Here is a 14,713-nt window from a genome sequence, read left to right as displayed (position 1 = left end):
AGAAATAAGATGAGTGCCAGCAAAACAAACGCCATGCGCATATTGGACAGGCAACATATACAATACAATATTTTGAGTTATGATCATCAAGATGGAAAAATAGACGGGATGAATGTGGCTGAGAAAATCGAGAGAGCCCCGGAAATGGTTTTCAAAACTTTGGTTGCACACAGCAAACAAAATCTGTTTGTTTTTGTAATCCCTGTACATAAAGAGCTTGATCTCAAAAAAGCAGCCAAATCCGCGGGAGAGAAAAAAATTGAAATGCTTCCAGTTAAGGATTTGCAAAAGTTTACGGGATATATTCGCGGTGGCTGCTCCCCCATAGGAATGAAAAAGCTCTACCCCACTTTTATCGACCAGCCTGCATCGGAACTGGAAGCCATCGTTGTGAGCGGTGGGAAAATTGGGACCCAACTGGAGTTGAGTCCACACGATTTAGCTCAAATCATTCAGGCTCAATTTACAGATCTGACGCATACAGCATAAAACTCACCACATGATCATAAAATCTTTATGCGTATTTTCTCTTATCCCATACTTCATCAAGCTTCAACCTGGAGAGGAAGATCTAATGATGCATAATGATTGCCCGAAAAATGTAAGAATCCCCCAACCCATCAGAAGTGATGGTGCTGGGGGCATCGACAAGGGTCCACGTGATGTGATGAGGGATCTACAGAATCCCGATATGCTGGTTCCCCCCGTAACGGACAATGGTCTCATTCCAAATATGAGATTTTCTTTTTCTGATGCCCATATGCAGCTTAATCATGGTGGGTGGTCAAGAGAAGTTACGGTAAGAGAATTACCTATTGCTACAACCCTTGCCGGGGTGAATATGAGTTTGACACCGGGTGGTGTACGTGAGCTTCACTGGCATCAGCAGGCGGAATGGTCATATATGCTGTTGGGAAGTGCTCGCATTACGGCAGTTGACCAAAATGGACGTAATTTTATTGCTGATGTGGGTCCCGGGGATCTCTGGTATTTTCCTCCTGGCATTCCGCACTCTATACAGGGGCTTGAGGATGGCTGTGAATTTCTGCTGGTTTTTGATGATGGCAGTTTCTCCGATCTGAACACCCTATCCATCTCGGATTGGTTCGCACATACTCCCAAAGACGTACTTTCTGCAAATTTTGGTGTACCAGAAGCTGATTTTGCAGCAATTCCTCAAGACCAAGTATACATCTATCAGGATTCAATTCCCGGTTCAATTCAAAGCCAAGCGGTTCCCTCTCCTTACGGGACGTTGCCCCAATCCTTCAAGCATGAATTACTAGCCCAGCCCCCAATCAAAACACCGGGCGGAAGCGTACGAATCGTTGACTCCTCCAATTTTCCGATATCCAAAACCATCGCTGCTGCCCTTGTTGAGATTGAGCCCGGAGCCATGCGAGAAATGCACTGGCATCCCAATAACGACGAATGGCAATACTATCTTACAGGGCAAGGACGGATGACTGTCTTTGGTGGTAATGGCGCTGCCCGCACATTTGATTTTAGAGCCGGAGATGTCGGATATGTGCCTTTTGCTTACGGTCATTACATTCAAAATACTGGCTCTAGCTCATTATGGTTTCTTGAAATGTTTAAGAGTGACCGTTTTGCGGATGTTTCACTAAATCAATGGATGGCTCTTACCCCCACAGAACTGATTCAGAGTAATTTACATGTAGGTGTTGATGTAATCTCTAATTTACGAAAGGTAAAATGGCCCGTCGTCAAATATCCTGGTTATTCTTATGACCCTAAAAAGAAGTAACCGGGAACGGTATCACGCTCGCCACTAGATCAATGAATCCTCTTCTTGAATATGATGGGTTATTCATTTGCCCCTTTCATGATTACTTCCAGATGTCTACGTGTGTTTGCACAAACTGCTCGAATGATATCGGACGGCGCCCAGTGACACGCTCTACGGTATGAGTAACTTGATCTTCACTTCCATTTTCACGTATCCTTCTATCCAATCCCGCCAGCATATCTGCATATTCTTCAGGCATTCCAGCTCGAACCATGCCCGCTTTTAGCTCTTCATCAGGCAACGAGATATGCTGGATCGCTTGGCCTGTTAACTTCCCAATAATCTTACCGACTTCGCCATAGGTTAGTGACTGAGGTCCAGTGATGACATGAGCTGTGTTATGTGGTTTATCGTCAATCAGAGCTCGTACTCCCACTTCTGCAATGTCATCTGCACTGACAAAACCTACTCTCCCATCTCCTGTCGCACTATAAATCGTGCTGGTGTTTTTGATGGTACTTACATGCTGACCTTCTGTAAAATTCTCCATAAAGTAGGATGGCTGCAATACAGCCCACTCTGGAGCTAATCTACGTAGTGCTTGATGTACAGGTCCAAATACTGGTCCGTCCTCAGGCACAGATGCGCTCCCTAACAGCACAAACCTTTGCACTCCTTCTCTCAAGGCCCTCTCAATAAAAGGAATCATCACTTTGGCGGGATTGACATCCAGCACAGGTACTACCAAATAAATTTTATCTACATTCATCAGCGCCTGTGCATGTGTTGATTCATCATACCAATCAAAATATACATAATCTTTCCCTTCCCATTCGGCAGGATGAGCACGTCCTGCCAAACGTACCGGATGCTGAAGTTGCGTAAGTCTGGCGGCTACACGGCTACCTGTTTTGCCGTTTGCTCCTGTAATCAACGCTATATTTCTGTCTTTCATGAAATTCAACTCCTATTTAAATTTTTTGTTTTCGCCTAAATATCCTTATCCCCATGAGGCTTGAACTCTTTCATTCATGATTCCAGGGCTTCAAGAGCTACTAAAGGGTTCCAGTAATCTTTGTAGTGAATAATTTTTCCGTTCTTCAGCTTAATAACAGAAATGTAGGTTTGATTATACGGTTTACCTGTGCTCACAGCCTGCGCCTCACAGGCGAACTCGGCCACGAATAAATCCGGGTCCGTTGTCGTATGGATAATTGGTGAAGAGAAATGCTGAATCCGAAGTATATTAGGAAACTCCTTAATGTACTCGTAAATTGCTGCTTTGCCCTGAAGCATTTGTGCAAAATGCTTAGGTGCATAAGGGAACTCGAAAACAGCGTTATCATCAAATAATGAAATCCATTGCTCCATATTTTCTTCTAACAGGTTGCTCGTAAATTTATGCATGACTGCTTGCGCTTGCTGTTTTACTTCGTCAGTATTCGGATTGATTGTCATGGTAGACACCTCGCAAATATATTTTTAGTTACTGCTTAAAAAACGAATTCAAGACGCTAAAATAAACATAAGCATTCTAGATTGAACAGTCTATAATACTCAAAAAAATTTGACCAATCAGTCTGGAATGTTCAAAAAATAAACGCTATTAAGCGTTCATAAAGATCAATCTAAAATCGACAGCGTTGTACGCACAATATCTCTAAGCACCTCAGTGCTCGCGCCTGTCTTGGCGGTAAATGTCAACGATAGTCGGGCATGATTTAGAAATCTGGCGATTGACAATAGCTCAGATTCCGTAGCATGAATCTCCCCCTCTTTTTGGGCGCGGACTAGGGCGTCGTAAAAAGCAAGTTCAAGCTTTTCAGTGTTTTCAGAAATAAAAGCTTTGATCTCATAATGATGCGGAGCCTGTTCAATAGCACTGTTCATAATAAAGCATTCCTTGGACAGCCTCTTATCCGTCAACACTCTAACAGATTCATTAAAAATCATCGCTATTGCATCCTTAATGCTCCCAGGTTGACTGAGCAGATGAACTACGGCTTCGGTCTTGTCACGTATATAAAGCTGAATAGCCGAAAAAAACAAATCATATTTCGTTCCGTAGGTATCATAAAGACTCTGCCGCGCTATACCCAGCTGATCCAGTAAAATTGTCAGAGAAGTTCCCTCATAGCCATGCTCTCCAAATACAGCCATAGCTTTTCGTAGAACACTTTCAGTATCAAATTCTTTTGCTCTTCCCAAACCTTATGTTCACCTCCTTGCCTATGATTATAATTTTTACAGACTGATCAGTCAAGAAAATAAAATTGATTTTTTATAAGTTTATATACAAAAAAACCATCGTACCGAAATACGATGGTTTAGGAATGTTTATTTTATACAAACGCTCAGATGTAAATGATGCAATCCGACTATTCCTCAGAGTCTACATTGTGGTAAACCTGCTGAACATCCTCCAAATCTTCTAATGCATCAATCAATTTATCGAATTGAACTTGTGCATCTTCTGGAAGAGAAATATCATTTTGAGCAAGCATGGTGAGCTCCGCAACGGTAAACTCAGTCACTCCTGCTTGTTTGAAAGCTTCCTGCACAGCATGGAATTGGTCAGGCTCTGCATATACGATGACGGCTTCATCTTCTTCAATGATGTCACGCACCTCTACATCTGCCTCCATTAGCAGCTCCAGCACTTCATCTGCGGTTTTACCCACCAGACCAATAACTGCTGTTGAATCAAACATATAGGCTACAGATCCGCTCACGCCTAGGCTACCGCCATTTTTAGTAAAAGCAGAACGCACATCCGATGCTGTACGATTAACGTTATTGGTCAGTGCATCTACAATGACCATGGAACCGTTCGGTCCGAAACCTTCATAACGAAGCTCTACGTAGTTTTCATCGCCAGCACCTTTTGCTTTTTCAATAGCACGGTCAATGATTGCTTTGGGTACATTGTACGTTTTTGCACGTTCTAAAACGACTCTTAATACCCGATTGGATTCAGGATCAGGTTCGCCCTGTTTGGCTGCCACATAAATTTCCACGCCAAATTTAGCATATATACGACTCGTATTAGCATCCTTGGATGCCTTCTTTTCTTTAATGTTATTCCACTTACGTCCCATAATATCCCGCTCTCTTCCTGTATGAATATACACAACGAACTTCATTATATCCTTGTATATTATATCTCCTAAAGGACATACGAACAAGTTCAAACAACTCCGTTATGGAAAAATAAACAATTCTACCTAATTAGGAATGCTTGGAAATATGAACTTTCAATTCTCCTCATCTATGGACAATCCCCCTATCCATGTCTAAGATGAGGAGGAAGTCTGACTTGAAGGAGATCATTTAATTGGATGTCTTGTACAAAAAGTTGAGCCATAATCATGAAATCACAGTATACGAAACCACCGAGCTGTACGGTGAAAAGGGATTATTTCGGGTGATGCAGTTTTCAAATACAGCCATCCAAGGCGCGCTGGACTTGAATCATCCGCAACGCATTCTGTTCGAATATCCGAGAGCAATCATCCATCTCATGGAACTGAACGATCCGACATTTGAAGACGTGTTTGTTATTGGGCACGGTATAGGTACAATAGCAGGTCATTTTACAGATAAACGCTTTAAGATTGCCGAACTGGATGCACAAGTCGTAGAGTTCAGCCGAACATTCTTTGGATACGATCAGGATAATGTAACTATTGGCGATGGACGACGCATTCTGGAGAAGGAAGCGCCTGATGCTTATGACTATATTATTCTGGATGCCTTCACAGAGCAGGGTACACCCTTGCATTTAGTATCCTGGGAATTTTTCAAGATGGCCAAAGAAAAGCTGGATTCCGAAGGCTCCCTGATCATGAATTTAATGGGCAAAAGTGAACACGACCACCTAATCAATGCCATTCACACAACGTTGCGTGAAGAATTCGCCTATGTCACAACTTTCTCGCTCCCCTCGGAAGGCGCTGCCGACATTCAAAATATCATTATGGTAGGTCGGGACAAGCCAATCCGGTTTCAGGCACGTCAGATGGCGGACTTTCATGAGATTACACTTGGAGAAGGCCATATTCTACGGGATACAGATGCTTAGCGTAGTTCCAATATCCGTCTCTCTACATCTTCGATATGAATCGTCTCTTTGTTGCAGCTTTTTCGTTCCACTAACTCTACTTTCCCGTGCTCGGCATCTTTACCAACGACGATGCGCACGGGAATACCTACTAAATCAGAGTCTTTGAATTTAACCCCGGGCCGTTCCTCCCGATCGTCCAGCAGCACCTCCACACCGTGATCCTGCAGTTGGTTGTATAATTTCTCGGCTAATTGCATCTGAAGCCTGTCTTTCACAGAAATCGGAATGATATGAACTTGAAACGGGGCCAGCGCATGAGGCCATATCATTCCGTTCTGATCATGATTTTGCTCTACAATGGCAGAAAGGATTCGGGAAACCCCAATACCGTAGCAGCCCATAATCATCGTTTGCTCCGTTCCAGATGCATCCAGAAAAGTCGCACCCAGCTTCTCACTATATTTGGTGCCCAGCTTAAACACGTGTCCGATCTCAATCCCACGATAAAGTTTCAATTCCCCTTCGTCACATCGAGGACATCTATCCCCTTCTATTACATTCCGCAAGTCAGCCACATGCCGAAGATCTATATCGCGCCTTGGATTCACATGTCGATAATGATAATCCAGCTCATTCGCGCCTGCGATACCGCTGGACATTTGGACAACGGCGTAATCTACCCACACAGGGATCGTCAATCCGCATGGGCCTATGAACCCCGAGGGGGTTCCAGTCGCTTTTGACACGGTGTCTGCACTTGCTATTTCGAATTTTTCACTACCTAAAATATGTTTAACTTTCACTTCGTTAACCTCATGATTACCCCTGACAACTACAGCAACAGGTTGATCGTCAGCCATATAAATCAGTGTTTTGATGATTTCTTCAGGTTCTATGTGAAGCGATTCAACCAGTTGATCTATTGTACGTAGGCCTGGAGTATGGAATTTTTCCATTTTAGCTGTATCAAAAGAAGGATGGCTGACATGTTCATTTTCATCTGCGACTGGAGCTATTTCTATTTTCTCCGTCGACCGCGCCACGGCTTTTTCAAGATTAGCTGCATATTCACAGCAGGTGCATGCTACAATGGTGTCCTCTCCAATATCAGCTAGAGCCATAAATTCATGGGTTTCACCTTCGCCACCAATGGCACCCGCATCTGCTTCTACTGCACGAAAATACAGACCGCAGCGGGTGAAAATACGCTGATATGCCTGGAACATAGTCCAATAGGTATGATCTAGTCCTTCCCAATGTGCATCAAACGAATAGGCATCCTTCATCAAGAATTCTCTGCTGCGAAGCAGACCAAATCGAGGACGTCGTTCATCCCGAAATTTGGTTTGAATTTGATACAGGGTTACAGGCAATTTGCGATAAGAATTCACTTCATTTCGTATTAAAGACGTAATGACCTCTTCATGTGTAGGCCCCAATGCAAACTCTCGATCATGTCGATCTTGCAGGCGCATCAGCTCAGGACCGTAAACATCGTATCTCCCTGATTCTTGCCATAGCTCCATTGGCTGCAATACAGGCATCAGCAGCTCCCCAGCTCCGGCGCGATCCATTTCATCTCGTATGATTTGCTCTACTTTTCTGAGCACCCGTCTGCCCAATGGCATGTAGGTATACATTCCAGCCGCCAGTTGGCGGATAAATCCTCCCCGCAGCATAAGCTGATGACTGATCACTTCGGCATCTGCGGGTGCTTCACGCAAGGTTGTCAGTAATAATTGGCTTTGGCGCATGTGTAGCTACCTCCTTGTATGGACGATAAAATGTACGCAAAAAGACACATCCGTCAGGGACGAATGTGTCGTGGTACCACCCTAATTTGACCGTAGCCATACACGGAACGGTCCTTCATCAGATAACGGCGTCTAGCCGGTAACGGTTTATCTTACAAACCGCTACAGCTCGCAAGGCAGGGAAACGTTCATTCGCGGCGAGAAACCTTTCAGCCCATGAGTTTCTTCTCTGTACAGCGGGTATTGAACCTTTGATCCTTGGTCTACACTATTCCTATATATTACAATTTTCACCACTTTACACGAAATGTAATTTCTAGTCAAGGAGATAATCGTCTATCTGAGATCAGCCAGGGACATGAACGATATTTAATTTTCAAGATAATTAAATTCCGTTGGTTACCCTATTGCATAATGAGTGGCCAGACTTTAGAACGGATACACCTGCGAAAACCCAGAACAAAGCGGACTCTACCAAAGAACCTCCCTTTAAAAGCAAATAAAGGAGGCACTGTGGCAGAAAAACAATTACGTATTTCACGCTGTCCATCAGACAACATGCTCCTTTTACCAATTAATTGGTTGAGGCCATTACGTACGTGTAGCTCCCAGTACGAGCTGTTGTAGGGTAGAGTTCTCTTAATTACTTATGTATCTTCCTTTTTAAAATACACGCCCTTGAAAAACACAAAATTTTGCGAATGTGTGCCATACAGCTCCTGAAACCTAGAATGGAGTTTATTCATAGAAAGGGTCTCTGAAACCGTCCGATCCGTTTGCAGGGTCAAGTCGACACAGCTAATTCCAAATTGGCACACTTGCTCCATAGGATAACCTTGGGTGATTCCATAAATCATCCCGGCAATAAAAGCATCATCTGCGCCTGTGACATCAATGACCTCTTGAACGGGATGCATAGGAATTTGTCCATGAGTTCCATCCTGAGAGGCGTACAAAACTCGATCAGCACCACAGATAAAAATGACATTTTGAACCCCAAGTTTGTGAAAAATCCGGGTGGCATCCAACATATGCTGATCATCTGTAAGTTCTAGCCCCAAATAAGCTTCAGCCTCCACCGGTTTACATACCAGCCATTCCACTCCATGCAAATTCCGGGGAAGCTTTCTCATCTTGGAGGCCGATACCGAAGAAACGACAATCGGAACCCGATGTTCATGGCAGACATGTATGGTGGCAGCAATTACGTTCATAGAGAAATTAGTGTCCAGCAGAACGAGTCGGGACGAGGCGATTAAAGGAGTATTTTCATAAATTACTGAAGGACGAATCTGATCATAAATCTCCATTTCTGCTGTCGCTACAATCAGTTCACCACGCTCGTTCAGCAAGGCAGTATAAACCCCAGTTGACGGTTCACCTTTGACTTGCAGAGGAACCACGTGCATGTAACGGCTGGACTGCTCGATAATAAATTCACCTTCCGCATCGTCCCCAACCGCAGTTAGCAGGCTGACCCGTTGGCTCAACCTCCCTAAATTTTCGGCTACATTTCGTGCTACCCCACCGCAAGATTGCAGCCTTGTACTGCTTGGATTGGAGGTATGAAGCTGAAATGTACCTTTAATCATGATTTTACGATCCAGATTGGCCCCCCCGATACATAGTATTGGTTTGCTAGAGGGCCAAGGCTCGTCCTGTTCATTTTTGTGGATTTTTTTTAATTTCATGATTTGACTCCTTTCTCGAGTCTATTCGCTAGAATGATTTAAATTTGTACAGAAATAGGCACCCTATAAAATTAACACGTTCCAAATGTCAAATTCCCAAGAATAATGTCGAGTCCGTTAAAATATCCAAAAGTTACCCATGCAAAAAAATCACCCTATCGTAAAGTTTACCTTCCACTTTTACGATAAGGTGATTGGGTTGGAATTGCAGCATAGTTCTTCCTTACATTATGTTATTCAGGATTTTGCAAAATCCTCTATTTCAAAATAAATAGAGCTGCTCCGTGAGGAGGTAAATCTGCGGACAGTTCTTGTGTTAAAACACCTAAATTCACATGGTTCCACAAATCTCTGGCATTTGCCTGTCCTTCAATACCAAGGTCTTTTAAGGATACACGCACCTTTGAAGCTTCATCTCCAGCATTAAACAAAGCTGCGTATACATGACCTTCCCCGTTATGTGAAGTCCAAACGATATGTTCATCCTTTCTGTACACCTGCCGCGCATTCAAACCGTTGCGATGAGCATTTAACACTTCTTCATTCGTTAGCAAGGAAAGGGTCCATGCATCATTATCCCGCAGTTCTCCCCCGAACATCAGTGGAGACCGGAAAATGCTCCACAAGGTCATCATCGTTAGCTGCTCATCCTTCGTAAAGCGTGTCCATCGGTCATGGCTGCCGGAATCCACCGAATCTACCGAACGAATACCCAGATGACCTAGTGGCAGCATGTCGCAATCCGGCCAGTGACCCGGACCTACATGTTCCGCCCACTTCTCGCAGCGCTCAAACATACCATACAGTAAAGGCCATACATCCCAGAAGTCATCAGTCATACGCCACATATTCGCGTTTGCGATTAAATCAGATGCATGCTCCAGCGGCGCAGGACCAGGTGATAGACTCAACACCATCGGACGTCCGCATTGGGCGATAGCCCGCCTAATCAATTCAATTTCCGCCAAATGAATACCATAGAGACGTGATGCAGCAATGTCATCTACTTTGACAAAATCCACACCCCATTCCGCATATAGGTCAAACAACGAATTATAGTACTCCTGTGCGCCTTCCTTGGATGCATCTACCCCATACATATCTGTGTTCCAGGGACAAATAGAGTTGGGATGCGCAATTTGTCTCGCCGTGGATGTGGTTCCCAAAATTGGGGTATCCTGGTGCACCGCCTGACGGGAGATGCCTCTCATAATATGTATACCAAATTTCAATCCAAGACTGTGTACATATTCCGCAAGAGCTTGGAAGCCTCGTCCATCTGCTGCCGAAGGAAAACGATTCACCGCTGGAATAAGACGTGAAAATGAATCCATTTCCAATGGGACGAACGGGCGATACTGTGAAGAAACTGCTCCTGACTCATACCACTGAATATCCACCACGACATATTCCCAACCATATTCCTTCAGGTGCTCCGCCATATATTGAGCATTTCCCCGTACTTCCTCTTCCCGTACTGCTGCACCGTAGCAATCCCAGCTATTCCACCCCATAGGTGGTGTATGCGCTGTCAAATGATGTTTCATTTCATTCATCCTTTCACCTTGTAAAACTCATCCTGCTACCAGAAATCCCCTCATTACTACGTTACTATTATAATGTAAACCCTTACTTTTGTCGCTCGTCATCTTTTCCATTTCCACTTTTTATACATTTAAGTTGACTAACTTAAAGAATGTGGTACATTTAAAATTGCTTGTTAAAAAACTTTGACTTGAATCAGAGGGTGATTTTACGTGTGTAAACATGCTTATCGAATTTTGTTGTTTTACAAATATGTCAACATAGAAGACCCTGCCACCTTTACGGCAGAGCATCTGGCTTACTGCAAGGAGCTGGGTATCAAGGGAAGAATCTTGATTGCTGCAGAAGGAATCAACGGAACACTGTCTGGTACAGTAGAGCAAACGGAGCAATATATGCGTGATTTGCGCGCCAATCCGAAATTCCACGATATTGTTATTAAAATAGATGAGTCTGACGGTCATGCGTTCAAGAAAATATTTGTACGCCATCGTCAGGAGCTAGTTACGCTGCGTCATGAGGATGAACTGGACCCTAATGTAATTAGCGGTAAGCGGCTGTCACCAAAGGAGTTTTATGAACAGCTTCAAGCTGAAGATGTAGTTGTTCTGGACGGACGTAATGACTATGAATATGACATCGGTCATTTCCGCGGGGCTATTCGCCCTGAAGTCGAATCGTTCCGTGAATTTCCACAATGGATTCGCGACAATATGACTCAGTTCAAAGACAAGAAAATCCTGACGTACTGCACCGGAGGTATCCGTTGCGAAAAGTTGTCCGGTCTTCTGATCAAAGAAGGGTTTAACGATGTAGGCCAGTTGGATGGCGGCATTGTGACTTACAGCAAGGACCCGGAAGTACAAGGACGTTTGTTTGACGGTAAATGCTACGTATTTGACGAACGAATCTCCATTCCGATCAATCATACGGATGAAGACGTCATTGTCGGCAAGTGCTTCCATTGTGAAACGCCAAGCGATCATTATATCAACTGCCCGGTGTGCAATCTCCAGCATATCGTATGTCCGGATTGCGAAGAACAGCATCAGCACTATTGCTCCGATGATTGTCGAACCAAAGCGGAAACCGTTGCTACTGCATAAATCGGCAGTATCATTGGTTCATTATAATAAAAGGGATGCCCACAGCCATGATAAACGGCTAATAGGGCATCCCTTTTATTGTTTTCACAATAAGTGTCGAAGGCTTCATAGTATATACCTATGACCTTGATTGTGTTTTCATCTTGGACGGGCTCGAAAGTAGCGCCTTATAATGGAAAATGTCATTACAGAAAGGATGGGTGGAATTCATGATACAAATCGTACTTTCAACTCTATTATCCGTTATCGTTCCGCTGTCCATTCCAGTGATCGCCGGATTTTTACTCGGAAAATTCATGAAGCTGGAAACGAAACCGCTCTCGACTTTGTATTTATATTTTTTAAGCCCCGCCATGATTCTGGACACGCTACTCAAAGCACAGCTTTCTTGGCATGATGTAGCGCAGACTGCCGCTTTTTCAATACTGAACCTGCTGCTGTTGTGGGGAATTGCACAATTAGCGGGGAAAATCTTTAGACTGAGCACTCCGGAAACGGCTGGACTTACCTTAATCTCGACGCTGACCAATAGTGCAAATTATGGCCTGCCCCTTATTTTACTTGCCTTTGGGCAGCTCGGTCTGGATAAAGCCTCCGTGTATGTCGTCATCCAGATGATCATGGTCAATACCATTGGCGTTTACTTTGCAGCCCGCTCTGAATTTTCTGTTCAAAGTGCTGTTAAGTCGGTGTTTTCACTTCCTGCGATCTATGCAGCTCTACTCGCCATGGGACTGCGGCTACTGGACTGGCATCTTCCCTCAGGGATTCAGTCAGGCGTCTCGATGATTGCTGCCGCTTATTCTCCGGTCGTGCTGGCGATCCTTGGTACCCAGATGGCTTATGTAAAAATATTCAAACTGGAGTCGTCTATTAAAAAAGCCAGCTACACCGGACTAACAATTCGGCTACTGATCTCCCCGCTTGCGGCTTGTCTTGCTATGCTGATACTCGGAATTTCAGGCCTTTTGTTCTCCGTTCTTTTCATTTTGGCCTCGATGCCGGTTGCTGTGAATGCTGTCATTTTAGCAGAAAAATTTAATGCATCGCCAAAACTGGTTTCCACCTGCATCCTGTGGAGCACGCTTGCCTCATTCCTGATATTGCCTATTCTGATTATGTTGGTAGCAGGTTAGCGAGAAAAAAAGACTCTCTACACCATAGAGAGCCATGCACGATCCTGTCTCCATTCTACTTGTACAGGCGTTTCAAAAAAAGCACTAAGCGTGTCACTACTCAGAATATCAGTCGTTTTACCTTTGGCAAATACCGTGCCCCGGCGGATTAGAATCGTATGCGTGTACATCGGTAGAATTTCTTCGATATGATGTGTAACATACAGTAAATTCGGTGAAGCCTGCGACTCCGATAACTGGCGAATGCTATCCAGCAATGCTTCCCGGGAGAAAAAGTCCAAACCATTACACGCCTCGTCCAAAATCAGTAGCTTGGGCGAGGCCATTAATGCGCGGGCGATAAGCACTTTTTGCTTTTCTCCCTGTGAGCATCCCTGATACAACCGATCCACGAGATGAGCACACCCCAGTTGCGTCATAAGTTGGACGGCCTGTTCATACTCTGTATCCGTCGTCTGATCATAAAGTCCAATGGATGCAAATTTGCCGCTAATGACAACATCCTGCGTACGCTGACTCCCATTAATTCTTTCCTGTAAAGAGGAACTGACCCAACCAATAGATTTGCGTAGCTCCCTCAGATCCACATCCCCAAAGGTATGACCCAATACACCGACACTACCTGTGGTTGGCCATATATAACCGTTAATCATATTGAGCATCGTTGTTTTACCTGACCCATTCAAGCCGAGTACAGCCCAGTGCTCTCCCTCAGCTACCTGCCAATTGATTTGGTCCAGTATGGTGCGGTTATCTCTCTTCCAGCTTACATTATTAAGTTCAATGACAGAATTCATGGCTGTACATCCTTTCTATTCATCGTATCATCAGATGTTTATACGCATAGTAAAGATCATCGTTAGTACGTCTAGCTTCTCTTTCATGTAAGCATAGCACAGGGTCACAGGTTGTTCAATTTTAAATAGCCCACTCCATTGTTCATATAGGAGTGGGCTCACCATGTACTGCTCATGTAAATTCTCTCGCTCCATCTACTTTTTCTTACGCTCACGAAAACGGCGTACCTTCATCAAATTCCCGCACATCTTATCGTCGCAAAATCGCTTTGACCGATTTCGGGTATCATCGTAAAATACCCATCGGCAATCGGTATTATCGCAAATACGAATTCTGGAGCCGCCGCTATTGACGAATGTCTGGGCAAAATCGGCTACAACCTCTGCTAGCACTTTTTTCCAACCATTTGCCACGGGTTCCAGCACAATGCTGAAATGCTCATCCTGTTGCTTTAATAAGCGAGTGACCGGCCCCCCTTCCATCATCTTTCGGTTAATCATATCCACCAGATCAGTTGTCATTTGTCCGCCAGAAGTCAGGTGCTCAGCGAGGCTACGTAATTCCCGCCGGAGAATTTGCATTTCTTCGATATCTTCCGCACTGGCTGGGACCGAAGCGGTAAATTGCCACCGCATAAGAAATTCATTTTGCCATTCGGGCTTCAACAAACGATCTTCTGAACGTCCGCTCCCCCTCCAATCGTGCCATTCGCTGTTTACAAAATCAGTCCAAAGTGTATTCAAAAGAGTTCCCCCACCATCTGTAACCACTAAAATCACTTTAACTGGTTGCAAATCTTAATTTGTCATGCTACATTGTTAATTGTAACGATTTATCCTATGTTTAGCTAGTTACATCCCTACAAAAGGA

General features: G+C 44.2%; 14 protein-coding genes. 5 read left to right on the top strand and 9 right to left on the bottom strand.

The annotated features are described in order from the left end of the window. The first annotated feature begins 9 nt into the window (after positions 1 to 9). Both ybaK and T3H97_RS11645 read left to right on the top strand, forming a co-directional pair. A complete protein-coding gene (ybaK, locus tag T3H97_RS11650; protein WP_250244980.1) occupies positions 10 to 489 on the top strand; it encodes a Cys-tRNA(Pro) deacylase in 480 nt (159 codons plus the stop codon). 88 nt (positions 490 to 577) lie between these two features. Continuing rightward, positions 578 to 1,768 carry an oxalate decarboxylase family bicupin gene (locus T3H97_RS11645; protein WP_328802814.1) on the top strand — a complete coding sequence of 397 codons (1,191 nt, stop codon included), beginning with the start codon at positions 578 to 580 and terminating at the stop codon, positions 1,766 to 1,768. Positions 1,769 to 1,850: 82 nt separating this feature from the next. Here the strand turns inward: T3H97_RS11645 and T3H97_RS11640 are convergent, their stop codons facing one another. The 4 genes from T3H97_RS11640 to T3H97_RS11625 form a co-directional block, all read right to left on the bottom strand. Further along, on the bottom strand, positions 1,851 to 2,705 hold the full coding sequence (locus T3H97_RS11640; protein WP_328802603.1) for an NmrA family NAD(P)-binding protein: 855 nt from the start codon (positions 2,703 to 2,705) through the stop codon (positions 1,851 to 1,853). 74 nt (positions 2,706 to 2,779) lie between these two features. Further along, on the bottom strand, positions 2,780 to 3,208 hold the full coding sequence (locus T3H97_RS11635) for a nuclear transport factor 2 family protein (RefSeq protein WP_250261447.1): 429 nt from the start codon (positions 3,206 to 3,208) through the stop codon (positions 2,780 to 2,782). A 165-nt stretch (positions 3,209 to 3,373) separates the two neighbouring features. Continuing rightward, the gene (locus T3H97_RS11630; RefSeq protein ID WP_328802602.1) at positions 3,374 to 3,958 is read right to left on the bottom strand and encodes a TetR/AcrR family transcriptional regulator; all 585 of its coding nucleotides are present in this window, start codon (positions 3,956 to 3,958) and stop codon (positions 3,374 to 3,376) included. Between the two features lie 170 nt (positions 3,959 to 4,128). Then, entirely contained in the window at positions 4,129 to 4,848 is a 720-nt protein-coding gene (locus T3H97_RS11625; protein WP_013310214.1) for a YebC/PmpR family DNA-binding transcriptional regulator, read from the bottom strand. A gap of 236 nt (positions 4,849 to 5,084) precedes the next feature. On the opposite strand from T3H97_RS11625, the gene T3H97_RS11620 reads away from it, so the two are divergent. Beyond that, complete coding sequence (locus tag T3H97_RS11620; protein ID WP_328802601.1) at positions 5,085 to 5,831, top strand: spermidine synthase; 747 nt, start codon at positions 5,085 to 5,087, stop codon at positions 5,829 to 5,831. Here the strand turns inward: T3H97_RS11620 and T3H97_RS11615 are convergent. From T3H97_RS11615 to T3H97_RS11605, 3 genes are all read right to left on the bottom strand, one after another. Then, the gene (locus tag T3H97_RS11615; protein ID WP_328802600.1) at positions 5,828 to 7,567 is read right to left on the bottom strand and encodes a proline--tRNA ligase; all 1,740 of its coding nucleotides are present in this window, start codon (positions 7,565 to 7,567) and stop codon (positions 5,828 to 5,830) included. The two genes, T3H97_RS11620 and T3H97_RS11615, sit on opposite strands and share 4 nt — an antisense overlap. 647 nt (positions 7,568 to 8,214) lie before the next feature. Next, positions 8,215 to 9,258, bottom strand: a complete 1,044-nt coding sequence (locus T3H97_RS11610) for a carbohydrate kinase family protein (protein ID WP_061830151.1) — start codon at positions 9,256 to 9,258, stop codon at positions 8,215 to 8,217. Between the two features lie 257 nt (positions 9,259 to 9,515). Beyond that, complete coding sequence (locus T3H97_RS11605; RefSeq protein WP_328802599.1) at positions 9,516 to 10,805, bottom strand: glycoside hydrolase family 27 protein; 1,290 nt, start codon at positions 10,803 to 10,805, stop codon at positions 9,516 to 9,518. A gap of 210 nt (positions 10,806 to 11,015) precedes the next feature. On the opposite strand from T3H97_RS11605, the gene trhO reads away from it, so the two are divergent. After that, complete coding sequence (gene trhO, locus T3H97_RS11600; protein WP_165179719.1) at positions 11,016 to 11,909, top strand: oxygen-dependent tRNA uridine(34) hydroxylase TrhO; 894 nt, start codon at positions 11,016 to 11,018, stop codon at positions 11,907 to 11,909. A gap of 209 nt (positions 11,910 to 12,118) precedes the next feature. Beyond that, the gene (locus tag T3H97_RS11595; RefSeq protein ID WP_272640888.1) at positions 12,119 to 13,045 is read left to right on the top strand and encodes an AEC family transporter; all 927 of its coding nucleotides are present in this window, start codon (positions 12,119 to 12,121) and stop codon (positions 13,043 to 13,045) included. A 17-nt stretch (positions 13,046 to 13,062) separates the two neighbouring features. Here the strand turns inward: T3H97_RS11595 and T3H97_RS11590 are convergent, their stop codons facing one another. Both T3H97_RS11590 and T3H97_RS11585 read right to left on the bottom strand, forming a co-directional pair. Next, positions 13,063 to 13,842, bottom strand: a complete 780-nt coding sequence (locus tag T3H97_RS11590; RefSeq protein ID WP_250261452.1) for an ABC transporter ATP-binding protein — start codon at positions 13,840 to 13,842, stop codon at positions 13,063 to 13,065. A gap of 195 nt (positions 13,843 to 14,037) precedes the next feature. After that, positions 14,038 to 14,586 carry a CGNR zinc finger domain-containing protein gene (locus tag T3H97_RS11585; RefSeq protein WP_328802598.1) on the bottom strand — a complete coding sequence of 183 codons (549 nt, stop codon included), beginning with the start codon at positions 14,584 to 14,586 and terminating at the stop codon, positions 14,038 to 14,040. Positions 14,587 to 14,713: the final 127 nt, after the last annotated feature.

This window comes from Paenibacillus sp. LX16 (assembly GCF_036252815.1).
Classification (GTDB): domain Bacteria; phylum Bacillota; class Bacilli; order Paenibacillales; family Paenibacillaceae; genus Paenibacillus; species Paenibacillus polymyxa_B.
The sequence above is the reverse complement of the archived record's forward strand: the minus strand, read 5'-3'. Positions and strand labels throughout refer to the sequence as shown.

Bases quoted from the DNA above. Each gene is read 5' to 3' on its own strand.
- T3H97_RS11590 (WP_250261452.1), bottom strand. From the start codon at position 13,842: ATGAATTCTGTCATTGAACTTAATAATGTAAGCTGGAAGAGAGATAAC.
- T3H97_RS11595 (WP_272640888.1), top strand. From the start codon at position 12,119: ATGATACAAATCGTACTTTCAACTCTATTATCCGTTATCGTTCCGCTG.
- T3H97_RS11605 (WP_328802599.1), bottom strand. From the start codon at position 10,805: ATGAAACATCATTTGACAGCGCATACACCACCTATGGGGTGGAATAGC.
- T3H97_RS11615 (WP_328802600.1), bottom strand. From the start codon at position 7,567: ATGCGCCAAAGCCAATTATTACTGACAACCTTGCGTGAAGCACCCGCA.
- T3H97_RS11645 (WP_328802814.1), top strand. From the start codon at position 578: ATGCATAATGATTGCCCGAAAAATGTAAGAATCCCCCAACCCATCAGA.
- T3H97_RS11625 (WP_013310214.1), bottom strand. From the start codon at position 4,848: ATGGGACGTAAGTGGAATAACATTAAAGAAAAGAAGGCATCCAAGGAT.
- T3H97_RS11635 (WP_250261447.1), bottom strand. From the start codon at position 3,208: ATGACAATCAATCCGAATACTGACGAAGTAAAACAGCAAGCGCAAGCA.
- T3H97_RS11640 (WP_328802603.1), bottom strand. From the start codon at position 2,705: ATGAAAGACAGAAATATAGCGTTGATTACAGGAGCAAACGGCAAAACA.
- T3H97_RS11610 (WP_061830151.1), bottom strand. From the start codon at position 9,258: ATGAAATTAAAAAAAATCCACAAAAATGAACAGGACGAGCCTTGGCCC.
- ybaK (WP_250244980.1), top strand. From the start codon at position 10: ATGAGTGCCAGCAAAACAAACGCCATGCGCATATTGGACAGGCAACAT.